This window comes from Micromonospora echinospora (assembly GCF_900091495.1).
GTDB classification, from domain to species: Bacteria; Actinomycetota; Actinomycetes; order Mycobacteriales; family Micromonosporaceae; genus Micromonospora; species Micromonospora echinospora.
Map to the genome: position 1 here is coordinate 3,532,307 of NZ_LT607413.1, position 23,340 is coordinate 3,555,646.

Annotated in this window: 25 protein-coding genes; 17 read left to right on the plus strand and 8 right to left on the minus strand. The window is 70.7% G+C overall.

Features of this window, described 5'->3' with window-relative positions; translation table 11 throughout:
* Nucleotides 1-109 precede the first annotated feature (109 nt).
* The 11 genes from GA0070618_RS16070 to GA0070618_RS16120 all read left to right on the plus strand — a co-directional run bounded on the left by GA0070618_RS16070 (nt 110) and on the right by GA0070618_RS16120 (nt 9,235).
* Complete coding sequence (locus tag GA0070618_RS16070; protein WP_088982363.1) at nt 110-325, plus strand: AtpZ/AtpI family protein; 216 nt, start codon at nt 110-112, stop codon at nt 323-325.
* 27 nt (nt 326-352) lie between these two features.
* Entirely contained in the window at nt 353-1,168 is an 816-nt protein-coding gene (atpB, locus tag GA0070618_RS16075) for a F0F1 ATP synthase subunit A (protein ID WP_231931756.1), read from the plus strand.
* A gap of 102 nt (nt 1,169-1,270) precedes the next feature.
* Nucleotides 1,271-1,495 carry an ATP synthase F0 subunit C gene (atpE, locus tag GA0070618_RS16080; RefSeq protein WP_088982364.1) on the plus strand — a complete coding sequence of 75 codons (225 nt, stop codon included), beginning with the start codon at nt 1,271-1,273 and terminating at the stop codon, nt 1,493-1,495.
* Between the two features lie 67 nt (nt 1,496-1,562).
* Nucleotides 1,563-2,090, plus strand: a complete 528-nt coding sequence (locus GA0070618_RS16085) for a F0F1 ATP synthase subunit B (protein ID WP_088982365.1) — start codon at nt 1,563-1,565, stop codon at nt 2,088-2,090.
* Entirely contained in the window at nt 2,090-2,911 is an 822-nt protein-coding gene (locus tag GA0070618_RS16090; RefSeq protein WP_088982366.1) for a F0F1 ATP synthase subunit delta, read from the plus strand. The genes GA0070618_RS16085 and GA0070618_RS16090 overlap by 1 nt, the downstream gene beginning before the upstream one ends.
* Before the next feature lie 93 nt (nt 2,912-3,004).
* Nucleotides 3,005-4,648 (plus strand): F0F1 ATP synthase subunit alpha, encoded by a 1,644-nt coding sequence (gene atpA / locus GA0070618_RS16095; RefSeq protein ID WP_088982367.1) that lies wholly within the window; start codon nt 3,005-3,007, stop codon nt 4,646-4,648.
* 9 nt (nt 4,649-4,657) lie between these two features.
* Complete coding sequence (locus GA0070618_RS16100; protein WP_088982368.1) at nt 4,658-5,587, plus strand: F0F1 ATP synthase subunit gamma; 930 nt, start codon at nt 4,658-4,660, stop codon at nt 5,585-5,587.
* The gene (gene atpD / locus GA0070618_RS16105; protein ID WP_088982369.1) at nt 5,587-7,026 is read left to right on the plus strand and encodes a F0F1 ATP synthase subunit beta; all 1,440 of its coding nucleotides are present in this window, start codon (nt 5,587-5,589) and stop codon (nt 7,024-7,026) included. Before GA0070618_RS16100 ends, atpD begins: the two co-directional genes overlap by 1 nt.
* A 223-nt stretch (nt 7,027-7,249) precedes the next feature.
* Nucleotides 7,250-8,392 carry an LCP family protein gene (locus tag GA0070618_RS16110; protein ID WP_088982370.1) on the plus strand — a complete coding sequence of 381 codons (1,143 nt, stop codon included), beginning with the start codon at nt 7,250-7,252 and terminating at the stop codon, nt 8,390-8,392.
* Between the two features lie 90 nt (nt 8,393-8,482).
* Nucleotides 8,483-8,767: a F0F1 ATP synthase subunit epsilon gene (locus GA0070618_RS16115; RefSeq protein WP_088982371.1), complete on the plus strand. Its 285-nt coding sequence runs from the start codon at nt 8,483-8,485 to the stop codon at nt 8,765-8,767.
* Between the two features lie 12 nt (nt 8,768-8,779).
* On the plus strand, nt 8,780-9,235 hold the full coding sequence (locus GA0070618_RS16120; RefSeq protein ID WP_088982372.1) for a DUF2550 domain-containing protein: 456 nt from the start codon (nt 8,780-8,782) through the stop codon (nt 9,233-9,235).
* Between the two features lie 76 nt (nt 9,236-9,311).
* Here GA0070618_RS16120 and GA0070618_RS16125 read toward each other — a convergent pair whose 3' ends face one another.
* Together GA0070618_RS16125 and GA0070618_RS16130 are read right to left on the minus strand one after the other, a co-directional pair.
* On the minus strand, nt 9,312-9,785 hold the full coding sequence (locus tag GA0070618_RS16125) for a hypothetical protein (protein ID WP_088982373.1): 474 nt from the start codon (nt 9,783-9,785) through the stop codon (nt 9,312-9,314).
* 548 nt (nt 9,786-10,333) lie between these two features.
* Nucleotides 10,334-10,906 (minus strand): cob(I)yrinic acid a,c-diamide adenosyltransferase, encoded by a 573-nt coding sequence (locus GA0070618_RS16130; RefSeq protein ID WP_088982374.1) that lies wholly within the window; start codon nt 10,904-10,906, stop codon nt 10,334-10,336.
* On the opposite strand from GA0070618_RS16130, the gene murA reads away from it, so the two are divergent.
* Nucleotides 10,905-12,347 carry a UDP-N-acetylglucosamine 1-carboxyvinyltransferase gene (gene murA / locus GA0070618_RS16135; protein WP_088982375.1) on the plus strand — a complete coding sequence of 481 codons (1,443 nt, stop codon included), beginning with the start codon at nt 10,905-10,907 and terminating at the stop codon, nt 12,345-12,347. The genes GA0070618_RS16130 and murA overlap by 2 nt on opposite strands.
* Before the next feature lie 95 nt (nt 12,348-12,442).
* Nucleotides 12,443-13,291, plus strand: a complete 849-nt coding sequence (locus tag GA0070618_RS16140; RefSeq protein ID WP_088982376.1) for a 3-hydroxyacyl-CoA dehydrogenase family protein — start codon at nt 12,443-12,445, stop codon at nt 13,289-13,291.
* Between the two features lie 140 nt (nt 13,292-13,431).
* Here the strand turns inward: GA0070618_RS16140 and GA0070618_RS16145 are convergent, their stop codons facing one another.
* The 4 genes from GA0070618_RS16145 to GA0070618_RS16160 all read right to left on the minus strand — a co-directional run bounded on the left by GA0070618_RS16145 (nt 13,432) and on the right by GA0070618_RS16160 (nt 16,621).
* Nucleotides 13,432-14,280: an ABC transporter permease gene (locus tag GA0070618_RS16145; protein WP_088982377.1), complete on the minus strand. Its 849-nt coding sequence runs from the start codon at nt 14,278-14,280 to the stop codon at nt 13,432-13,434.
* Nucleotides 14,280-15,125 carry an ABC transporter ATP-binding protein gene (locus tag GA0070618_RS16150; protein WP_088982378.1) on the minus strand — a complete coding sequence of 282 codons (846 nt, stop codon included), beginning with the start codon at nt 15,123-15,125 and terminating at the stop codon, nt 14,280-14,282. Before GA0070618_RS16150 ends, GA0070618_RS16145 begins: the two co-directional genes overlap by 1 nt.
* Before the next feature lie 213 nt (nt 15,126-15,338).
* Entirely contained in the window at nt 15,339-15,626 is a 288-nt protein-coding gene (locus GA0070618_RS16155; protein ID WP_088982379.1) for a DUF1540 domain-containing protein, read from the minus strand.
* A 53-nt stretch (nt 15,627-15,679) separates the two neighbouring features.
* Entirely contained in the window at nt 15,680-16,621 is a 942-nt protein-coding gene (locus tag GA0070618_RS16160) for a polysaccharide deacetylase family protein (protein WP_231931757.1), read from the minus strand.
* A 382-nt stretch (nt 16,622-17,003) separates the two neighbouring features.
* Here GA0070618_RS16160 and GA0070618_RS16165 point away from each other — a divergent pair, with 382 nt between their 5' ends.
* Entirely contained in the window at nt 17,004-17,597 is a 594-nt protein-coding gene (locus tag GA0070618_RS16165; RefSeq protein WP_088982380.1) for a hypothetical protein, read from the plus strand.
* Nucleotides 17,598-17,683: 86 nt separating this feature from the next.
* Here the strand turns inward: GA0070618_RS16165 and GA0070618_RS16170 are convergent, their stop codons facing one another.
* Nucleotides 17,684-18,283 (minus strand): DUF4126 domain-containing protein, encoded by a 600-nt coding sequence (locus GA0070618_RS16170; RefSeq protein WP_088982381.1) that lies wholly within the window; start codon nt 18,281-18,283, stop codon nt 17,684-17,686.
* Nucleotides 18,284-18,354: 71 nt separating this feature from the next.
* On the opposite strand from GA0070618_RS16170, the gene nucS reads away from it, so the two are divergent.
* Entirely contained in the window at nt 18,355-19,014 is a 660-nt protein-coding gene (nucS, locus tag GA0070618_RS16175) for an endonuclease NucS (protein WP_088985570.1), read from the plus strand.
* A gap of 73 nt (nt 19,015-19,087) precedes the next feature.
* On the opposite strand, the gene GA0070618_RS16180 is transcribed toward nucS, so the two are convergent.
* Entirely contained in the window at nt 19,088-20,584 is a 1,497-nt protein-coding gene (locus GA0070618_RS16180) for an aldehyde dehydrogenase family protein (protein WP_088982382.1), read from the minus strand.
* A 355-nt stretch (nt 20,585-20,939) separates the two neighbouring features.
* Here GA0070618_RS16180 and GA0070618_RS16185 point away from each other — a divergent pair, with 355 nt between their 5' ends.
* The gene (locus GA0070618_RS16185; protein ID WP_231931758.1) at nt 20,940-21,356 is read left to right on the plus strand and encodes an FHA domain-containing protein; all 417 of its coding nucleotides are present in this window, start codon (nt 20,940-20,942) and stop codon (nt 21,354-21,356) included.
* 103 nt (nt 21,357-21,459) lie between these two features.
* A complete protein-coding gene (locus tag GA0070618_RS16190; protein ID WP_088982384.1) occupies nt 21,460-23,247 on the plus strand; it encodes a 3-hydroxyacyl-CoA dehydrogenase family protein in 1,788 nt (595 codons plus the stop codon).
* The last annotated feature ends 93 nt before the right edge of the window (nt 23,248-23,340 follow it).

A 23,340-nucleotide genomic window follows, 5' to 3' on the forward strand; every position in this document is an offset into this window, starting at 1 on the left:
AGACAGGCGTAGCCTATCCGCCAGTCGAGGCTTCCCTGACCCACACGACCAGGTTGTGCGGGGGGTGACTCACAGCCTCGTTCGAGCGGCTGATACCGTTCGCTCCGTCATGGCCGACGACCGATCCGACAAACGTCCCGCACCCCAGGGTGTGGACGCGGGTTGGGCTGCGGTCGGTTACCTGCTCGGCGGCATGGCCGTCTGGGGCGGGGCCGGCTGGCTCGTCGACCGGTGGCTGGATCTTCCGAACGTCGGGTTGCTGATCGGACTGATCGGCGGCACGGCTGCGGGGGTCTACCTGACCATGAAGAGGCTGGGCGCCTGACCATGCCCGACCGACGGAGGGTTCGAGTTGACTGAGCTGCCGACCTATGCCGCCGCGGACATCCGGGCGGCGGAGTTCCCCCCCGGCGTTGACAGCTTCAACTACCGCAGCCTGATTCCCGGCTTCGAGGGGACGGCCTGGGAGCCGGCCTTCACCAAGATCGCCCTGCTGGTCTGGGTCGCGGCCGCGATCGCCATTCTCTTCTTCCTGATCAGCTACCGGAACCCGCAGCTGGTCCCGACGAAGCGGCAGTGGATGGCCGAGTCGGTCTACGGCCTGGCCCGGGACAACATCGCCAAGGACATCATCGGGCACCAGGGCGTGCGCTTCGCGCCGTACCTCGCCTCGCTCTTCGTCTTCATCCTGCTGCTGAACATCTGGGGCATCTTCCCGTTCGCGCAGATCTCGCCGAGCTCGCACATCGCCTTCCCGATTGTCCTGGCCGCCTCCAGCTGGCTGGTCTACGTCGGGGTCGGCATCCGCAAGCACGGCTTCTTCGGCTACATCAAGGCCAGCTGCTGGGTCAGCGGCGCACCGCTCTGGGTCCAGCCGATCCTGGTGCCGATCGAGTTCGTGTCGAACCTGGTGCTGCGCCCGGTCACCCTCGCGGTCCGGTTGTTCGCCAACATGTTCGCCGGCCACATGATCCTGCTGGTCTTCACCCTCGGCGGCGTCGCGCTGCTCAACGCGGAGTCGATCTTCATCAAGCCGGTCGCCCTGCTCAGCTGGGCCATGGCGATCCTGATGACGTTCTTCGAGCTGGGCATCCTGATCCTGCAGGCGTACGTGTTCACCCTGCTGACCGCGACCTACCTGCAGTCCTCGCTCGCCGACGACCACTGAGGCGTCGACGCGCACCGCTCCATCCCCCCGAGAACGACAACTGAAAAGTTCACCTAGTCGAACGCGTGACGGTCACGCGTTCCCCGCAGGAGGAAACCAACCATGTTCCTGGCCGAGATCTCAGGCAACGTCAACGTCATCGGCTATGGCATCGCGGCGCTCGGCCCGGGCATCGGTGTGGGTCTGGTGTTCGCCGCCTACATCCAGGCGACCGCCCGCCAGCCGGAGAGCGCCGGCCTGACCCGGGTCTACATGTTCATGGGCTTCGCCGTGGTCGAGGCGCTGGCCCTGCTCGGTCTGGTCCTCGCGTTCGCCCTCCAGGGCTGAGTCCCAGCCAGCGTTCAGCTGACCCGGCCGGCCCTCGTTGGTCGGCCGCCGGCGAAGGGGAGTGTCCATGTACCTAGCAGCGGAAGAGGGCGGGAACATCCTGCTCCCGCCCCTGGCTGAGATCATCGTCGGTCTCGTCGCGTTCGGCCTCGTCCTCTGGGTCCTGAGCAAGTTCGTCTTCCCCCGTATGGAAGCGATGTACCAGGCCCGGGTCGACGCCATCGAGGGTGGCATCAAGCGTGCCGAGGCCGCCCAGGCCGAGGCGAACCAGCTCCTTGAGCAGTACCGCGCGCAGCTCGCGGAGGCGCGCACCGACGCTGCCAAGATCCGGGACGACGCCCGGGCCGACGCGGAGGGCATCCGGCAGGACGTCCTCGCCAAGGCGCGGGAGGAGTCCGACCGGATCATCGCGGCCGGCAAGGAGCAGCTCGCCGCCGAGCGGGCCACCATCGTGCGCGAGCTGCGTACCGAGGTCGGCACCATCGCGGTCGAGCTGGCCAGCAAGATCGTCGGGGAGTCGCTGGCCGACGAGGCCCGTCGCAAGGGCACCGTCGAGCGGTTCCTCACCGACCTCGAGAGCACGGGGGCCCGCTGATGCAGGCCGCCAGCCGGGAGTCGTACCGCGCCGCCGTCGAGCACCTGACGACGCACACGCGCGGCGCGCAGCCGGACGCCGTGGTCGCCACCGCGAACGACCTGCTCGCCGTGGCGGGTCTGCTGCGGCGGGAGCCCCGGCTGCGCCGGGCGCTCTCCGAGCCGGCCCGGTCCGGCGCGGACCGGGCCGGGCTCCTCGGCGACATGCTGCGGGGCAAGATCGACGCGGCCGCCCTCGACCTGCTGGCCACCCTGGTCTCCGGCCGCTGGTCGGCACCGTCGGAACTGCTCGACGGCGCCGAGCGGCTCGGGGTGGAGGCGCTGCTCGCCAGCGCCGACGCCGCCGGTGACCTGGGCGAGGTCGAGGACGAGCTGTTCCGCTTCGGTCAGGTCGTCGCCGCCGAGCCGGCGCTCGCCGCAGCGCTGGGCGACGCGACGGCCCCGGTCGAGCAGCGGGCCGCCCTGGCCCGGGACCTGCTCGCCGGCAAGGCCCGCCCGATTACCGTCCGCCTCGTCGAGGTGGCGCTGAGCGGGTTCGGCGGGCGCTCCCTGGCCGGCTCGCTCAGCCGGTTGGTCGAGCTGGTCGGCGAGCGTCGCGACCGGCAGATCGCCTACGTGACCGTGGCCGCCCCGTTGACCGAGGACGAGGAGCGCCGACTGGGTGCCCGCCTCGCCGCGATATACGGTCGGGAGGTCTCCGTCAAGCAGACGGTGGATCCCGGAGTCCTCGGTGGGGCGAGCGTGCGGGTCGGCTCCGACCTGTACGACGGCACCGTCCTGCGCCGCCTCAACGAGACCCGCAACGCGCTCGCGAAGCGCTGACCAGCCCAACCGCTCAGCGCCCTGAATGACATACGCCATTCGGACCGGTCGGTACTAGGTATCCCGGGCCCCTGATACTTAAGGAAGCAGAGGATGGCCGAGCTGACCATCTCGACGGAGGAGATCCGCGGCGCCCTGGAGCGCTACGTCTCCTCCTACTCGCCCGACGTCTCCCGCGAGGAGGTCGGCACCGTCGCCGACACCGGTGACGGCATCGCCCACGTCGAGGGCCTCCCCTCGACCATGACCAACGAGCTCCTGGAGTTCGAGGACGGCACGCTCGGCGTGGCGCTGAACCTCGACGTCCGGGAGATCGGTGTCGTCGTCCTCGGCGACTCCGCCAAGCTCGAGGAGGGGCAGCGCGTCAAGCGCACCGGCCGGGTGCTCTCGGTGCCGGTCGGCGACGCCTTCCTCGGCCGCGTGGTCAACGCCCTGGGCCAGCCGATCGACGGCCTCGGCGACATCGCCAACGAGGGCTTCCGTGAGCTGGAGCTCCAGGCCCCGAACGTGATGTCCCGGCAGTCGGTGGAGGAGCCGCTCCAGACCGGTATCAAGGCGGTCGACGCCATGACGCCGATCGGTCGGGGCCAGCGGCAGCTGATCATCGGTGACCGGAAGACCGGCAAGACCACGGTCGCCCTGGACACCATCCTCAACCAGCGGGACAACTGGCGCACCGGCGACCCGAAGAAGCAGGTCCGCTGCATCTACGTCGCCATCGGGCAGAAGGCCTCCACGATCGCCTCGATCAAGGGCATCCTGGAGGAGGCGGGCGCGATGGAGTACACCACCATCGTCGCGTCGCCCGCCTCCGACCCGGCCGGCTTCAAGTACCTCGCCCCCTACACCGGCTCGTCCATCGGGCAGCACTGGATGTACGGCGGCAAGCACGTCCTGATCGTCTTCGACGACCTGAGCAAGCAGGCCGAGGCCTACCGCGCGGTCTCGCTGCTGCTGCGCCGCCCGCCGGGCCGTGAGGCGTACCCGGGTGACGTCTTCTACCTGCACTCCCGGCTGCTGGAGCGCTGCGCGAAGCTCTCCGACGAGCTGGGTGGCGGCTCGATGACCGGTCTGCCGATCATCGAGACGAAGGCCAACGACATCTCGGCCTTCATCCCGACCAACGTCATCTCGATCACCGACGGTCAGATCTTCCTCGAGACCGACCTGTTCAACCAGGGCGTCCGCCCGGCGATCAACGTCGGTACCTCGGTCTCCCGGGTGGGTGGCGCCGCGCAGGTCAAGCCGATGAAGAAGGTCGCCGGCTCGCTGCGGCTCAACCTGGCGCAGTACCGCGAGCTGGAGGCGTTCGCCGCCTTCGCCTCCGACCTGGACCGGGCCTCCCGGGCCCAGCTGGAGCGCGGTGCCCGCCTGGTCGAGCTGCTCAAGCAGCCGAACTACTCGCCGTACGCGGTGCAGGAGCAGGTCGTCTCGGTCTGGGCCGGCACCGAGGGCAAGCTGGACGACGTCCCGGTCGGCGAGATCCGCCGCTTCGAGTCGGAGTTCCTCCAGCACCTGCGGCACCGGCACGAGGGTGTCCTGGCCGGCATCGCCGACAACAAGTGGGACGACGAGATCATCGGTTCGCTCGACCGGGCTATCAGCGAGTTCAAGCAGTCCTTCCTCAGCAAGGCGGACGAGCCCCGGATCAACGAGGCCCCGGCCAAGCCGATGGAGGGCGAGGTGGACCGCGAGAAGGTCACCCGCTACAGCGGCGACGACGTCGAGAAGCAGTAGGGCTGACTCATGGCGGCCCAGGTACGCGTTCTTCGTCAACGGATCCGCTCGGCGAAGGGGATGAAGAAGATCACCAAGGCGATGGAGCTCGTGGCCACGAGCCGCATCGCCAAGGCCCAGACCCGGGTGGCGGCATCCCTGCCGTACGCCCAGGCCATCACCGGCGTGCTCACGGCGCTGGCCTCCAACGCGCGGATCGACCACCCGCTGCTCACCCCGCGTGAGCGGGTGCGGCGGGCGGGCGTCCTGCTGGTGACCTCCGACCGGGGCCTGGCCGGCGGTTACAGCTCCAACGCGATCAAGATGGCGGAGTCGCTGGTCGCCCGGTTGCAGGCCGAGGGCAAGGAGCCCGTGCTCTACGTCATCGGCCGCAAGGGCGTCGGCTTCTACAAGTTCCGTAACCGGCCGGTCGAGGCGAGCTGGACGGGCTTCTCGGAGCAGCCGGACTTCGCCTCCGCCCGCGAGGTGGGCGAGACCCTGATCCGGGCGTTCGCGGCCGGTGCGGACGACGTCGACGGCGGGGCCGGACCGGACGGCGTGCGCGGGGTGGACGAGCTGCACATCGTCTACACCGAGTTCAAGTCCCTCATCACCCAGGTCCCGGTGGCGAAGGTCATCGGTCCGATGCAGATCGAGGACCGGCCCCGGTCCGAGGGTCTGCTGCCGGCCTACGAGTTCGAGCCGGATGCGGAGGCGCTGCTCGACGCGCTGCTGCCGAAGTACATCAACACGCGGATCTACGCGGCGTTGCTGGAGTCGGCGGCGAGCGAGTCGGCGGCGCGGCGGCGGGCGATGAAGAGCGCCACCGACAACGCCGAAGAGATGATCGAGAAGTACACGCGGGAGATGAACTCGGCTCGTCAGGCCGGGATCACCCAGGAGATCAGCGAGATCGTCGGCGGCGCGAACGCGCTCGCCGCGTCGGGAAGTGAAGTGTGATGACTGCCCCAGTAGAGACCAAGACGGCCACGGGTCGCGTGGTCCGGGTCATCGGCCCGGTCGTCGACGCCGAGTTCCCGCGCGACGCCATGCCGGCCCTGTTCAACGCCCTGCACGTCGACGTGACGCTCTCCGGCGGCGAGAAGACGCTGACCCTGGAGGTCGCCCAGCACCTGGGTGACAACCTGGTCCGCGCGATCTCGATGCAGCCGACCGACGGCCTGGTCCGCGGTGCCGAGGTGCGCGACAGCGGCTCGCCGATCAAGGTGCCGGTGGGTGACGCGGTCAAGGGCCGGGTCTTCAACGCCATCGGCGAGTGCCTCAACCTGCCCGAGGGGGAGACCCTCCAGGCCGACGACCACTGGGTTATCCACCGCAAGGCCCCGGCCTTCGCGGACCTGGAGCCGAAGACCGAGATGCTGGAGACCGGCATCAAGGTCATCGACCTGCTCGCCCCGTACGTCAAGGGCGGCAAGATCGGCCTGTTCGGTGGCGCGGGCGTGGGCAAGACGGTGCTCATCCAGGAGATGATCACCCGGGTGGCCCGGAACTTCGGTGGCACCTCGGTCTTCGCCGGCGTGGGGGAGCGGACCCGTGAGGGCAACGACCTCATCGCCGAGATGACCGAGTCCGGCGTCATCGACAAGACCGCGCTGGTCTACGGCCAGATGGACGAGCCGCCGGGCACCCGGCTGCGGGTCGCCCTCTCCGCGCTGACCATGGCGGAGTACTTCCGCGACGTGCAGAAGCAGGAGGTGCTGCTCTTCATCGACAACATCTTCCGCTTCACCCAGGCCGGCTCCGAGGTCTCCACCCTGCTCGGCCGGATGCCGAGCGCGGTGGGCTACCAGCCGACCCTGGCCGACGAGATGGGCGAGCTCCAGGAGCGGATCACCTCCGTCCGGGGCCAGGCCATCACCTCGATGCAGGCGATCTACGTGCCGGCGGACGACTACACCGACCCCGCTCCGGCCACCACCTTCGCCCACCTCGACGCCACCACCAACCTGGAGCGGTCGATCTCCGACAAGGGCATCTACCCGGCGGTGGACCCGCTGGCGTCCTCGTCCCGGATCCTCGCCCCGGAGTTCGTCGGCGCCGAGCACTTCGCGGTCGCGACCGAGGTCAAGCGGATCCTCCAGAAGTACAAGGACCTGCAGGACATCATCGCGATCCTCGGTATCGAGGAGCTCTCCGAGGAGGACAAGCTCACCGTCGGCCGGGCCCGGCGGATCGAGCGCTTCCTGTCGCAGAACACCTACGCCGCCGAGCAGTTCACCGGCGTGCCGGGCTCGACGGTCCCGATCAAGGAGACCATCGAGGCGTTCAAGAAGATCAGCGAGGGCGAGTACGACCACTTCCCCGAGCAGGCCTTCTTCATGTGCGGCGGCCTCGAGGACCTGGAGCGCAAGGCCGCGGAGCTGATGAAGGAGGGCTGATCCGCGATCAGCCTGACTCTCCAGTCAGCTTTGTCCGAGGCCGTCCCGGTTCGCCGGGGCGGCCTCGGTCGTTGCGCGTGTCGGCTTGACGGGCCCACGCCGCTCGATGCGACAGTTGCCGTGCCGGCGAGGTACCTTCGATCCGCAGCACGTGTCGAGCTTGACTTCCGCAGGCAACAGGTGGCTCGCGCCCGTCTCCTCCTCATGGGCGTGATGAATGGAGATGTACGTGGCTCGGAGCGGTAAGCGGGGCGCGAGGTCGTCCGTGTGGGCGGGGGTGCCCCGGTGGGCCCGGTTGTGCACGGTGTTCGGCACCGTGCTGCTGATGCTCAGCGGTGCGGTGCTGGTGGGCTACGAGGCCCTGCTCAGCCGCTACGAAGGCTCGGTCGGCAAGGGTGACCTCTTCGGCGACCAGGCAGCCGGCGCGCAGGAGAAGCGCAAGGAGATCAAGGGCCCGCTCAACATCCTGCTGGTCGGCGTGGACCCGCGCAAGCCGGAGGACCCGCCGCTCGCCGACTCGATCATGATCATGCACATCCCGGTCGAGATGGACCGGGCGTACCTCTTCTCGATGCCGCGCGACCTGCGGGTGGAGATTCCCGCGTTCGCCAAGTCCGGATTCGACGGGGGCACCGACAAGCTCAACGCCGCGATGTCGTACGGCAGCCGGGTCTCCGGTCGGAACCCGGACGCGAACCTCGGCTTCGAGCTGCTCGCCACCACCATCCAGAAGGAGACCGGCATCGCCCGCTTCGACGCCGGGGCGATCATCAACTTCAACGGGTTCAAGAAGATCGTCGACGCGATGGGCGGCGTCGAGATGTACATCGAGCGGGAGGTGCGCTCCGAGCACCGCGAGCCGGACGGCACCCACCGTGAACCCCGGCCGGGCGGCGGGGGTTACCTCGGTCCGCAGGCGGTCTACCCGAAGGGCACCCAGCGGCTGGAGGGGTGGCAGGCGCTCGACTACGTCCGGCAGCGTTACCCGAAGAACGGCGTGCCCGACGGCGACTACGGCCGCCAGCGCCACCAGCAGCAGTTCGTCAAGGCCATGGCGGGTCAGGCGTTCAGCGCGGACGTGGTGACCAACCCGATCAAGCTGGACCGGGTGCTCCGGGCCGCCGGCGAGTCGCTGGTCTTCAGCGGTCGCGGGAACAGCATCGTCGACTTCGCGTTCGCCCTCAAGGACCTGCGGCCGGACGCGATCCAGATGGTCAAGCTGCCGGCGGAGGGCATCGGCACCGGGTCGGCCTACCGGGGCGAACGGTTCCTGCCCGAGGCGGCCGAGTTCTTCACCTCGCTGCACAACGGGACGGTCGACGCGTTCATGCTCGAACACCCCGATTTCCAGAACAAGACCAAGTAGGGAGTGTCGCAGCTCTCGGTACCCGCGTTAGTGGGTCAGGGGGCGCGCGACTAGACTTCTGCCAACCGCCCGCCGCAGCAAGGAGACAGCGTGGCACAGCAGCTTCACGTCGAGCTCGTAGCCGTCGAGGAGAAGGTCTGGTCCGGCGAGGCCGAGATGGTCGTCGCCCGGACGACCGAGGGTGAGCTGGGTGTCCTGGCCGGCCACGCACCGCTGCTCGGCCAGCTCGCCGAGCCCGGTCAGGTCCGGATCAAGCTGCCCGGCGGCGGACAGGTCGCCTACGAGGTGGCCGGCGGCTTCCTCTCGGTGTCCCGCGAGGGCGTCACGGTGCTCGCGGAGAGCGCCACCCCGGTCTCCGGCGCGCAGAGCCACTGAGCCGTACCGCCGATGGAGATCGTGGAAGGGATCGGAATCGGCCTCGCCGTCTTCGTCGTGGCGGTTCTGATCCTCTTCCTCCGGCGGGCCCTGGTGACCCGCACCGGCGGCACCATCCGGCTCCACGTCCGGGTCTCCACCCTGCTTGACGGTCGGGGCTGGTCGCCCGGATTCGGTCGGTTCGCCGGTGACGAACTCCGGTGGTACCGGATGTTCAGCTTCGCCATCCGCCCCAAGCGGGTGCTCTCTCGGGAGACCCTGGTGGTGCGCCGACGGCGGCTCCCCGAGGGCCAGGAGCGCTTCTCCATGCCCGCCGACTGGGTGATCCTGAACTGTACGAGCCAGCAGACCCCGATCGAGATCGCCATGGAGCGTTCCACGGTCACCGGATTCCTTTCCTGGCTCGAGGCCGCCCCGCCCGGGGCGGTCTCGCCGCGTCTGGCCCACCAGGACTGGCCCGCCGCCTGACCGGGCGCCGGCGCGGGTCGGTGTGACCCGACCACGAGGAATCCGGCCGGGCCGGTGACGTCGGCACCGGGAGCGGTCATCCCTGGGCGCTGACCCGGAACGTGGGACCGTCGCTGACCATCGTCGAGCCCTCGTAGTTGCGGGGGACCAGCTCGATGTAGCCGGACTCGGCGATGTCCAGGTCGATGTCCCGGCAGTTGCCGTTGCCCAGGTCGTAGTCGCGGTAGACCCAGGAGCCACCGTTGACGCGGTAGGCCACCCCCGGATGGTGCCCGTCGGCCCGGGTGTCGCAGACCCAGAGGTGCTCGCCGTACGGGACGAAGCAGGCCAGCGCGCCGCCGTCCCGGGAGTATCCGCCGTGGCAGTCGGGGGCGGTCCCGGTGGTGGCCGTGCCGGTGGCGGACGGGCCGACCGGTCGGGGGAGCGCGGCCGGGGCGGGTGTGCCGACGGCGAGGAGCGCGCCTGCCGTGACGGCGGTCAGGGCGACACGGACGCCGACCGCCGTGCGGACGGTCCGGACGGCACGGGCGCCGATCGTGGTGACGGACATGGTCGCTCCTTCGGCAGAACCGGTGGTGCGGCGGACCGGTGGAGCGGGAACGGTTCGGTTCCGTCCGGTGACCGGTCGGCCCGGACCCGTCGCGCGGGTGGTCCGATCCGGGTGCGACAACGTGGCCCGACCTGCCCTCCACCAGGGTGTCCGCCGCCTTCTGCCGTCATGAAAGCGCAGGTCAGCGGGGGTGGCAATGCGCATGTCGGCCCCAGGACAGAACGGCCGCGCGGCCGTGGAGCGGCGTCACCGGCTGTCGCCGTGTGGGGCGTGCGCCGCGTCCGCTGTCGCCGTGGAGCGGCCTCACCGCCCGTCGCCGTGTGGGGCGTGCGCCGCGTCCGCTGCCGCCGTGGAGCGGCCTCACCGCCCGTCGCCGTGAGGGGCGTGCGCCGCGTCCGCTGCCACCGTGAAGGGCGTGCACGGCGTCCGGCCGGCGCCGAAGGTCGTCGGTGGGAACGGCGTAAACCCGGGGTGGGCGGATGGGACCGGCCAGGTCGGGTACCCGGACCCCGACGGGATGGGGTGCCCGACCCGGCTGGGAACGTCGGTCAGCGCTTACCGCCGGGAACCCATAGCACATCGCCGTCCGGATTTGCCGTTCTTGCCAGGATGAAGAGCAGATCGGAGAGCCGGTTGAGATACTTTGCCGGAAGAGTGCTGGTTCGTTCGGGATCGTGGCTGACCAAGCCCCATGCCGCCCGCTCTGCGCGCCGGGCGACGGTCCGAGCCACGTGCAGCAACGCCGCGCCGGCGGTTCCGCCGGGGAGAATGAAGGAGTCGAGCTTGCCCAGGCGTGCGTTGAACTCGTCGCACCAGCCCTCCAAGCGCTCCACGTACCCCTCGGTCACCCGGAGCGGTGGGTACTCCGGCTCCGGTTCGACCGGGGTGGCCAGGTCGGCGCCGACGTCGAAGAGGTCGTTCTGGATCGAGGCCAGGACCGACCGCAGTTCCTCCGACAGCTGGCCCAGGGCCAGCGCCACCCCGATCGCCGCGTTGCACTCGTCGACGTCGGCGTACGCCGCGATCCGCGGATCGGTCTTCGCTACCTGCTCGTTGTTGCTCAGCCTGGTCGTGCCGGCGTCGCCGGCCCTGGTGTAGATGCGCGTGAGGTGGACGGCCATGACGCACAGCCTACGGATACCTGACCTGACGATGCCGGCCCGACCGGAGCCGATCGTCCCGACCCGGACGGGCCCGGGGCCCGGTGACGCGGGCGATCTGGCCCTCCGGGACGTCGATGTGATCCGGGTCCGGGGCGGCGCCCGGCTCGCCGGCACGGTGCACGTCGTCGGGGCGAAGAACTCCGCCCTGAAGCTGATGGCCGCCGCGCTGCTCGCCCCCGGACGAAGCGTGATCACCAACGTTCCCCGGATCACCGACATCGCGATCATGGGGGAGGTGCTGCGCCGGCTCGGCTGCGACGTCCGTTTCGACGACGACGATCCGGTCGATCCGATGGTCGCGCACGGCGGGGTGGCCCGGTCCCGCTCGGTCACCATCGACGTGCCGGACCAGCCCGGCTCCGAAGCCGACTACGACCTGGTACGCCGCCTGCGCGCCTCCATCTGCGTGCTCGGCCCGCTGCTCGCCCGCCGGGGGTACGTGCGGGTCGCGCACCCGGGCGGGGACGCGATCGGCTCCCGGGGGCTCGACATGCACGTCTCCGGGCTCACCCGGATGGGTGCCGAGATCTCCGGCGAGCACGGGTTCGTCATCGCCTCCGCGCCGGACGGACTGCACGGTGCCGAGATCGTCCTCGACTTCCCCAGCGTCGGCGCGACCGAGAACCTGTTGATGGCCGCGGTGCTCGCCCGGGGCGGGACGGTGATCGAGAACGCCGCCCGTGAGCCGGAGATCGTCGACATCTGCTCGATGCTGATCCGGATGGGCGCGCGGATCTCCGGCGAGGGGACCTCGACCATCGAGATCGAGGGCGTACCGGACCTGGCCCCGGTCCGGCACGCCACGGTGGGGGACCGGATCGTCGCCGGGACGTGGGCGTTCGGCGCCGCGATGACCCGGGGGGACGTCACGGTCACCGGGGTCGACCCGGCCTTCCTGGAGATCGCGCTGGACAAGCTGGTCTCCGCCGGGAGCCTGGTGGAGACCCGGCCGGACGCCTTCCGCGTCCGGACGGACGACCGGCCGGCCGCGGTGGACGTGGTGACCCTGCCGTATCCGGGTTTCGCCACCGACCTGCTGCCGATGGCGATCGGACTCGCCTCGGTCAGCGACGGGGCGTCCCTGATCACCGAGAACATCTTCGACGGCCGGTTCATGTTCGCCAACGAGATGATGCGGCTCGGCGCGGACATCAAGACCGACGGCCACCACGCGGTGGTCCGTGGCCGGGAACGGCTCTCCGGAGCACCGGTCCGGGCCACCGACATCCGGGCCGGAGCCGGCCTGATCATCGCGGGACTCTGCGCCGACGGGGACACTGAGGTCTCCCACGTGCACCACGTGGACCGGGGCTACCCCGACTTCGTCGCCGACCTGCGGGCCCTCGGGGTCGAGGTGGAACGGGACCGGACACCGGAGGAGCCCGCGCTTACCATCTGACGACCGTTCCGCGACCGGTCGGCCTTAACCTTCGCTAAGGAGCCCCACTAGGGTGCTGGGAGAAGCACTCAACACCAGGCGAGGGAGAAAAGCAGATGGCGGGTCGACTCGCGGTCGTCGGGGCCGGACTGATGGGTTCGGGCATCGCCCAGGTGGCGGCGCAGGCGGGCTGGCAGGTGACCCTGCGGGACCTGGACGACGCGGCCACCACGCGCGGCGTCGCCGGTATCCGCAAGTCGCTGGAGAAGTTCGCCGAGAAGGGCCGGATCGAGGCGTCGGACGTCGAGGCGACGCTCGGCCGGATCACCCCGACCACCGACCTGGAGGCCGTGGCCGACGCGGACATCGTCGTCGAGGCGGTCTTCGAGCGGCTGGAGATCAAGCACGAGGTCTTCCGGGCGCTGGACAAGATCTGCAAGGCGGACGCGGTGCTGGCCACCAACACCTCGGCCATCCCGGTGACCCAGATCGCCGCGGTCACCGAGCGGCCGGAGTCGGTGGTCGGGACGCACTTCTTCTCGCCGGTGCCGATGATGCGGCTCTGCGAGCTGGTCCGGGGCTACAAGACCAGCGACGAGACCCTGGCCACCGCGCGGGCGTTCGCCGAGGAGGTCGGCAAGACGGTGGTGGTGGTCAACCGGGACATCGCCGGTTTCGTCACCACCCGGCTGATCGCCGCCCTGGTGGTCGAGGCGGTCAAGCTGGTCGAGTCCGGCGTGGTGTCCGCCGAGGACCTGGACACGGCATGCCGGCTCGGCTTCGGGCACGCCATGGGGCCGCTGGCCACCACCGACCTGACCGGCGTGGACGTGCTGATGCACGCGGCGAAGAACATCTACACCGACACCGCCGACGAGAAGTTCTTCCCGCCGGAGTTGCTCCAGCGCATGGTCACCGCCGGCGACCTGGGCCGCAAGAGCGGCAAGGGCTTCTACACGTACTGAGGGTGGTCGCGGGCGGCTTGAGTGGTAGCAGGGGTCCCCTCCTCATCGGAAAGCGGTAACAGGGGACCCCTGCTACCACCTCAGCCCGGTCCTCAGCTACCACCCCAGCTCTGGCCGAGGCCTGAGCTTCGGCCCCGGCGTCAGCCGTCGCGGCGGGTGGTCCAGCGGAAGGTGCCGAGGCAGAGCAGCAGGCCGATCACGCACCACGCGACGAGCACCAGGGCGACCCGGTCCAGCTCGAAGGAGCCGCCCGGCTCGCGGGCGGCGAAGCTCTCCGGCAGGAAGACCGAGCGCAGCCCCTGACACATCCACTTGAGCGGGAAGAGCGCCGCCACCTGCTGCATCCAGGCCGGCAGGTTGGTGAAGACGAAGAAGACCCCGGAGATGAACTGGAGCACCAGGGCCACCGGGGTCACCACGGCGGAGCCGCTGCGGGCGGTGCGGGCCAACGACGAGATGGCGATGCCGCACAGGGTGCAGGCGGTCACCCCGAGCACCGAGACCCAGGCGAAGGTGAGCCACTTGCCGGCGGTGCCCGGCAGGTCCAGGTCGAACAGCGCCACCGAGACGGCGAGCAGCAGCGCGGTCTCGGCGATGCCGATCACCACCACCATGATCACCTTGCCGGCGAAGTAGACCCACTTCGGCATCGGGGTGCCCCGGTACCGCTTGAGCACGCCCCGGTCCCGCTCGATCGGGATCCAGATGCCGAGGTTCTGGAAGCTCACCGTCATCAGCCCGGCCGCGATCATGCCGGTGATGAAGTACTGCGTGTAGCTGACGCCGGGGGCGATCTCGTCGTCGAAGATCGACGCGAAGATCAGGATCATGATGATCGGGAAGCCCATCGTGAACACGACCGACTCCCGGCTGCGCAGGAACTGCGTGATCTCCAGCCGCCCCTGACGCAGCCCGAGGGCGAGCGCCCCGGTCCGCCGGGTCCGGGTCGCGTCGGCGGTGGGCGTGGCCGGCTTCGTCGTGGTGGTCATCAATGTCCGATCATCCGCAGGTAGACGTCTTCCAGGGTCGGCCGGGTCACGGTGAGACCGGGCACCTCGCCGCCGTACCGCGTGGCCAACTCGGCCACCAGCGCCGTCGGCGTGGCGCTCTCCGCGCTCTCCACCACGCCGTCCGGGGTACGCCAGGAGACCGTCGCCACGGCCTCCTGCCGGTTGCCCAGCCGGCTCGGGGGAGCGACCTCGACCACCCGGCCTGCGGCGATCACCCCGACCCGGTCGGCGAGCGCCTCCGCCTCGTCCAGGTAGTGCGTGGTCAGCAGGATGGTGGTGCCGGCGGCGTTCAGATCGCGGATCAGCTCCCAGAACTCGCGCCGGGCCTCCGGGTCGAAACCGGTGGTCGGTTCGTCGAGGAAGAGCAGCTCGGGTCGACCCACGATGCCGAGCGCCACGTCGAGTCGACGCTTCTGTCCGCCGGAGAGCGTGTGCGTGCGGGCCTTCGCCTTGCCGGTCAGCCCGACCCGCTCGATGACCTTCACCGGGTCGTCGGCATCCGGGTAGAACGCGGCGAAGTGCCCGACCACCTCGGCGACGGTCAGCTCGTCGAACTCCCCGGTGCCCTGGAGCACCATGCCGATCCGGGACCGCCAGTCCGGGGTCGGGTGCGCCGGGTCGACCCCGAGGACGTGCACCTCGCCCGCGTCCCGCTGCCGGTAGCCCTCCAGGATCTCCACGGTGGTGGTCTTGCCCGCGCCGTTCGGACCGAGCAACGCGAACACCTCACCGCGCCGGACGGCCAGGTCCACGCCGGCCACCGCGACGTTGCCGCCGTACGCCTTGCGCAGCCCCCGTACCGAGATCGCCAGCTCGTCATCCATGCCGTCAAGTGTGCGACCTGCGCCGACCGGGCCGACCGCCGGGCACGGCCGGTCCGGTGCCGTTCGTGCCCGGTGTCCGGCAGACGACGCCGCGCCGGGCTGTGTGGTTTTTCACCGGCCCCGGTGACTCGCCGGTAACTCGGACTCCCCGGCCCTGGACGAGGCGCCCTGACGACCGGTGACCGGGGTGGCCGGCCCGGGCCGGTGGGTGGCTCAGGCCGGGGCGTAGGTCAGGCAGTCGGCGCTCTCCTCGCCGACCCGGATGCCCGGGGCGTGGCACTCGAGTTCGGAGTTGTGCCGACAGTCGGCCCGCTGGCACGCGCCCACCTGGGCGACCAGCATCTCGATGCCACCGCGTACCGGCATCTCCACGAACGTGTGGCAGCGGGCGTGGGCGCTGCTGCCCACCGTGATCGCGAACGCCCGGCAGCCGTTCTCGTTGTACGAGCACCGGGTGACGGTGCACTCCTCGACGGGGGGCATCTGGACGGCGCTGGTCATCACGGTCTCCTCTGGTCGTTATGACCAGATTTTATGTCTTTGGCGACTTTCGTTCAGGCGGGATCGGCGGGAAGTCCGTCCCCGAGCACCTCGGAGAGCGGAGCCGGGGTCAGATTGCGTTCGGCCAGCCCGGCGAGGATGTGCGGGAGCGCCTCGTCGGTCATGGCGGCGTTGGCCTCGGTGACGTGCAGGACGATCACCGAACCCGGCTTCACCTGGCTGAGCACGGCCCGGACGATCGGACGCCAGGCGGTGGCGAACGGATCTCCGCTCACCACGTCCCCGTCGACCACGGTCGTACCCAGCGGCGCGAGCGCGGCCAGCGCCGGGCCGTCGTGGCAGAGCCCGGGAAAGCGGAAGTACCGCGTCTGTCGTCCGCCGTACGCCGCCACGACCTCGAACGTCCGCGCCACGTCCGAGGTCATCCCTGCGGCGGGGAGCCGGGGCAGGTTGTAGCAGTCCGACGTGAAGGCCAGGTGCCCGTAGCTGTGGTTGGCCAGCTCGAAGCGCGGGTTTCCGGCCAGCCGCCGGGTCACCTCGGGATACCGCTCCACCCACTTGCCGGTGAGGAAGAAGGTGGCCGGCACCTCCTCCCGCTCCAGCAGCTCGATGATCCGCATGTTCGCGTACGACCGCACCCGTCCGGTCCGCAACTGGTACAGCATCGCGTCCGTCATGTCCGCGTCGAAGGTGAGTGCGACCTTGTTGCCCGTGCGGGGTCCGTGGTCGACGACCGGCGGGCGGGTCCCGGGCCGCGTCGCACCGGGGATCCGTCCCGGGGTTCCGGTCGAGTCGCCCGGTCGACCCGGGGCGTCCGGGGTCGATGGCGTGGCGGAGACATCCGGGCCGCCCGGGCCGGGCGTCGCCGGTGCCCGGGTGACCCAGGCTCCCGCCTCGGTGAGCCTCTGACCACCGTCCCAGGCCAGGATGGCGACACCGGCCCCGGCGACCAGAGCGGCGACGAGCAGGAAGACGTGGAACTTCTTCAGGAACACCAGGAGATGATCGCAGTGTCGGTTTGGCCCGTACGCCGGACATCCGGCCAGGAATCATGTCCGGTCTGTGCCCATTCGTCGCGGGTGTCGGGGTCGCTTTGGTCGGGTTGGCGGTCGGGGAATGGTGGGGGTGGGCCGGTGGTTGTACCGGGTCGACGGCCGAGGAAGGCGCCCTGCTGGTGGGTGGGGTGCGCGGGCCTGGTCGGTGGAATGCCGGCGGGTGGCGGGTCGTTGTACATGGTTCGCCGGCGTGGACGGGCAGCGTGAGGGCCTTCCGCCGGTGCGAGTGATCCCCTTCTGACTTTTGTTCGGGTGCCTGACGGTGCTCGTGTGCCCGGTGTCCCCTACGCCGGGGTGTCGATCCCCCGATTGGAGTTCCCCCATGAACACGATGCTGCGTAAGACTGTTCTCGGTGTGGCTGGTCTGGCGTTCGCCGGTGGTGTGGTCGGTGGTCCGGTCGGCACCGTGCTGGACGGCCCCGCCCAGGCTGCCCCGGCCACCCCTGTGGCCGTGGTGCAGGCGGAGAAGCCGGATGCCGGGAAGCTGATGCCGAACGGTGTGCCGGGCGGGCAGTCGCGGATTCCGCTGGACGCCGAGCAGACGGCGAACGTGAAGGCGATCGTCGCGGCGACGAAGAAGGCCGGGATGGACGAGCGGGCTGCCGTGGTCGCGATCGCGACGAGTCTGCAGGAGTCGAAGCTGGAGAACCTGGGTCATCTGGGTGACCGCAACGACCACGACTCGCAGGGCCTGTTCCAGCAGCGTCCGTCGTCGGGTTGGGGCACGGTCGAGCAGATCACCGACCCGGAGTACTCGACGACGGCGTTCCTGAAGGGCCTGAAGCAGGTCGAGGGTTGGAAGGACATGCCGCTGACCCGGGCCGCGCAGACGGTGCAGGTGTCGGCGTACCCCGACCACTACGCGCAGTGGGAGAAGCAGGCCGCCGACCTGGTCGCCGAGCACTGGAACAGCTGACCCTGATCACACGTGTGGGCCGGCACCCCGAACCCGGGGTGCCGGCCCACACGCCTGTCCGCGTCCGTCCGGGCGGGACGTCGCTGTCAGAGCGGGACCCGACGTCTTCGGCGACGGTCGGCGCGCCGACGCAGGAACCAGAAGACGAAGACGACCAGCCCGACCAGGAGGACCAGCACCAGTACCGGTAGGAGGATCGCCACCAGGGACATCACCACGCTGGTGGCGTCCTCGGCGGTGCTGGCGACCGGAGCGCCGACGCCGGCCGTGCTGGCGTTGACGATCGGCCGAGCCGCCGACTTCAGCAGGTGCACCCCGAGGGCGATCAGCACGCCCACCACCACCGGCACCCAGTCGCTGGACGAGAAGAACTGGCCGGGATCGCTGACGGTGACCGTCTCCGAACTGGAGCCGGCCCCGAAGGCGAGCCCACCGGCGGTCGGACGGACCACCGTCTGGACGACGTCGTTGACGTGGTCGACCACCGGCACCTTGTCCGCGACCACCTCCACGGCGAGCAGCACGACCAGGATCGCGATGACCCATCCGTCGCCGAGCCACTGCCAACCCGCCGGCAGGGTGATGACGTCGGTGTAGCGGGCCAGCAGCCCCATGGTGAGCAGGGGGATGTAGGCGTTCAGGCCGGCCGAGGCGGCCAACCCGGATCCGGTGAGGATTTCGAACACCCGTCCAGGATCGCACCGGCGCGCCAGCGGTGCTCGGTGGCGACGGCCGGTCGCTCCGCTACCCTCGTCGGGTGCGTCTGGTGATTGCGAAGTGCTCGGTGGACTACGTCGGACGGCTCTCGGCCCATCTGCCGCCGGCCACCCGGCTGCTGATGGTGAAGGCGGACGGGTCGGTCTCCATCCACGCCGACGACCGGGCGTACAAGCCCCTGAACTGGATGAGCCCGCCCTGCCGGCTGCAGGAGGCCCCCGGGGTGTGGCGGGTGGTCAACAAGGCCGGTGAGGAACTACGGATCACCCTGGAGGAGATCTTCCAGGACACCTCGTACGAGCTGGGTGTCGACCCGGGGCTGCGCAAGGACGGGGTGGAGGCGCACCTCCAGGAGCTGCTCGCCGCCAACCCGGAGACCCTGGGGGAGGGGTACACCCTGGTCCGCCGCGAGTACATGACCGCGATCGGTCCGGTCGACCTGCTCTGCCGGGACGCCGACCAGGGCACCGTGGCGGTCGAGGTCAAGCGACGCGGTGAGATCGACGGGGTCGAGCAGCTCACCCGGTACCTGGAACTGCTCAACCGGGACCCGCTCCTCGCTCCGGTGGCCGGTGTCTTCGCCGCCCAGGAGATCAAGCCCCAGGCACGGGTGCTCGCCACCGACCGGGGCATCCGCTGCGTGGTCGTCGACTACGACAAGCTGCGCGGCATCGAGCGCGACGAGCTGACCCTCTTCTGAACCGACCGACCGGCCGGTCCGCCACAGCGGGCCGGCCTGTGCGGTGACGGGACGCCGGCCCGCCCCGGCGGGCTCAGCGGCCGTACATCATCTTTGCCGCCTTGACCATGCGGGCGACGTCCCGTGGGGTCCGCTCGAAGGTCATCGCGGGGAGCAGCGACGGGCCGCGCCGCCGGGTGACCGACTTCGGTCGGCCGAACTCGCGGAGGCCGTCCTCGCCGTGGATCCGGCCGAAGCCGGACTCGCCCACCCCACCGAAGGGGAGGGTGGACATGCCGGCGAAGGAGAGCACCGAGTTCACCGAGGCCATCCCGGACCGCAGTCGCCGCGCGACGGCCACCGCCCGCCGCCGGCCGAAGACCGCGCCACCCAGGCCGTACGGGACGGCGTTGGCGCGGGCCACCGCCTCGTCGACGTCGGGCACCCGGTTGATGGTCAGGGTCGGGCCGAAGGTCTCCTCCCGCACGGCGGCCGAGTCCTCCGGCACGTCCACCAGCACGGTCGGGTGGACGAAGGGCGGCTGGACGGCGTCCGCGCCACCGAGCACGGCCCGGCCGCCCCGGGCGAGCGCGTCGTCGATGTGCCGGCGGATGACGTCGAGCTGGGCGGGCATGGTGATCGGGCCGATGTCCGCGCCGTCCGCGCCGACGGTCAGCCGGCCGGCGCGCTCCACCACCTTCGCCACGAAGGCGTCGAAGACCGGCTCGACCGCGTACACCCGCTCGATGCCGATGCAGGTCTGACCCGCGTTCATGAACGCGCCCCAGACGCAGGCCTCGGCCGCCGCGTCCAGGTCGGCGTCACCGTCCACGATCATCGCGTCCTTGCCGCCCGCCTCCACCAGCACCGGGGTCAGCGACTCGGCGCAGGCCGCCATCACCTTCTTCGCGGTGGCGGCGGAGCCGGTGAAGGCCAGCTTGTCCACCCCGGAACGGCAGAGCGCCGCGCCGACGTCGCCGAACCCGTGCACGGCGGTGAGGACCGACTGTTCGCCGACCGCCTCGGCGAAGGTGTCGACCAGCCACTGCCCGACCAGGGGGGTGTACTCGCTGGGCTTGAACACCACGGCGTTCCCGGCCGCCAGGGCGTACGCGATGGAGCCGACCGGGGTGAAGACCGGGTAGTTCCACGGGCCGATGACGCCGACCACGCCGTACGGCTGGTATTCCAGGTGGCCGGAGAACTCGGCGAGGATCAGCCGGGACCGGACCCGGCGCGGCCCGAGCACCCGGGCGGCGTTGCGGGCGGCCCAGTCGACGTGCTCGATGGCGGTGACCGCCTCGACGACAGCGTCGGCGACCGGCTTGCCGCCCTCGGCGTGCACCAGCTCGGCGAGCTGCTCGACGCGCTGGGCCAGCAGCGTCCGCCAGCGCAACAGCCGGGCGCGACGGCCGGTGAAACCGAGCCCCGCCCACCGGGCGCCCGCGGCGCGGCCCCGCTCCACGGCGCGGCGGACGTCCTCTGTGGTGGCCAGTGGGAGGCGACCCACTTCGACACCGGTCGCGGGGCTGGTCGAGACGAGTCGGCCGTCGTCGAGGAGCGGCGTCCCCGGTGCGTTCGCAACCGTCATGGAGGAAGTCTAGACCGGGGGCTTACCGACCGGTAGGGTCACGTTCCGGAGCTGCGGTGACACGTTCGGTGTTCCGGCTCCGAGGTGTGCCCATCGTGGGGTGTCACCGCGCTCCCCGGTTCCGGCTCACGGTAACGTCGCCCCGTCCCAACTGTCCGACGGCGGCGCCCCGGTCGGCCGAATCGGTGAACGTGAGGTGGCCGGCCGTGGCCGGCGAGGTGACCGGCCGGCGGTGGAGCCGACGGCCGTTTGGTGGCAACCTGTGTCACGGGGTGTGCCGGTGGGGTAGAGGGGCGGATTGTCCATGGAGGATCACCCGGAGCTTCTGCCAGTACTGACGGTGGCTGGTGGGCCGATGCGGGGTGCCCGCTTCCGGCTCCGGCCGGGTCCACTGGTGATCGGCCGAGCGCCGACCGTGGACATCGTCGTCGACGACCCGCACCTGAGCCGGCGGCACGCCGTGGTGCGGAGCGAGGGCGACATGGTCATCCTGAACGACCTCGGGTCGACGAACGGCACCTGGCTCAACGACCGCCGGATCTTCGACGTGGAGCCGCTCACGGACGGCGACGTCATCCGGCTCGGCCGCACGGAACTGCGTTTCTTCGATCCGGGTGTGGCTCTGACCGACCCGGTGGGGCTGAGCTTCGGCGTGATGCGCCGGCACCAGCGCGCGACGCTGCCGCTGCCGGTCGCCAATCCGCCGTCCCTGTCGGCCGGTGGCCCACCGGCCCTGCGCGCCGCAGCCGAGGCGGTCGACGGGACCCGGTGACAGGTCCCACCACGTGTCGCGGACCCGGCGTCACGTGGCAGACTCGCGCGCAGAACCTTAGCGACCGTTCAAGCGGCGGTCCGGGAGCGACGGGAGGCCGGTCGTGGCGCGCGAGTTCACCAGCGTGGGCGTTGTCGGACTGGGCACCATGGGTGCCGGGATCGTCGAGGTGTTCGCCCGCAACGGCATCGACGTCGTGGCGGTGGAGATCGCCGAGGACGCGCTGGAGCGCGGTCGCCGGACGCTGACCGGTTCGACCGATCGGGCCGTGGCCCGGGGGAAGCTCGCCCCGGCCGACCGGGACGCCCTGCTGGGGCGGGTGAACTTCGCCGTCGGGCTGGCCGCCCTGGACTCGGTGGACCTGGTGATCGAGGCCGTTCCCGAGCGTCTCGACCTGAAGCAGCGGCTCTTCGCCGAGCTGGACCGGATCTGCCGGCCCGAGGCCGTCCTCGCCACCAACACCTCGTCGCTGAGCGTCACCGACATCGCGGTCGCCACCGGGCGTCCCCAGCAGGTCGTCGGCGTTCACTTCTTCAACCCGGCGCCGGTCATGAAGCTGGTCGAGGTGGTCCGGACGGTGGTCACCGCCCCCGAGGTGGTGGCCGATGTCGAAGCGCTCTGCGTCCGCCTGGGCAAGGTCGGCGTCACCATCGGCGACCGGGCCGGCTTCATCGCCAACCACCTGCTCTTCGGCTACCTCAACCAGGCCGTCGGGATGGTCGAGGCGCGCTACGCCACCCGCGAGGACATCGACGCCGCGATGAAGCTCGGCGGTGGACTGCCGATGGGGCCGCTGACGCTGCTGGACCTGATCGGCCTGGACACCGCGTACGAGATCCTGGACACGATGTACCGGCGGGGCGGGCGGGACCGCCGGCACGCGCCGGCGCCGCTGCTGCGGCAGATGGTGACGGCAGGACTGCTCGGCCGGAAGTCCGGCCGGGGCTTCTACACCTACGAGCGTCCGGGGTCGCCGGTGGTCGTACCGGACGAGCGGACGCCGGTGGTGGCGGAGACCGCGCTCCTCGACGGCGCGCGGGCGGTCGACACGGTCGGCGTGGTCGGCGGTGGGACGACGGCCGGCGGGATCGTCGAGGCCCTGGCGCGCGCCGGGTACCGGGTGGTGTCGGTGGCCCGGGGCGAGGAGGACGCCCGGGTCCGGGAGACGGTCACCACGTCGTTGGCCGAGGACGTGCTCCGGGGCCGGCTCGACGAGGCCGGGCGGGACGCCGCCCTCGGCCGGATCACCTGGTCGGCGGCGCTCGACCACCTCGCCGACGTCGACCTGGTGGTCGAGGCGGTGGCCGAGGACCCGGGCACGAAGAAGGCCCTCTTCGCCGACCTCGACGAGATCTGCAAGCCGGGCGTGGTGCTGGCCACCACCACCGCCACCCTGCCGGTGATCGACCTGGCGATGGCCACCCAGCGCCCCGCCGACGTGGTGGGGGTGCACGTCTTCGACCCGGTGCCGGCGACGTCGCTGGTGGAGATCGTCCGGACCATCCGCACCTCGCCGGACGCGGTGGCCACCGCCCGCGCCGTCGCCGCCCGGCTCGACAAGACCGCCGTGGTCTGCGGGGACCGCGCCGGCTTCATCGTCAACGCGCTGCTCTTCCCGTACCTCAACGACGCGGTGAAGATGCTGGAGGCGGGTTACTCCACCACCGACGACATCGACCACGCGATGACGCTCGGCTGCGCCTACCCGACGGGTCCGTTCGCGCTGCTCGACAGGGTCGGGCTGGACGTCGCCCTGGCCGTCGAGCGCACGCTCTACCGCGAACTGCGTGATCCCGGATTCGCGCCCGCGCCGCTGCTGGAACACCTGGTCACCGCCGGTTACCTGGGCCGCGGGAGCGGCCGGGGATTCCGCGACCACACGTCCCACTGACCGCCCTCGCCGGAGTCACCGCGCCGGCCCGGACCGCCGCCCGGGCACCGGTCGCCGCCGTGTCGAACCGGCGGTGGCCGGAGCGCCGACGAC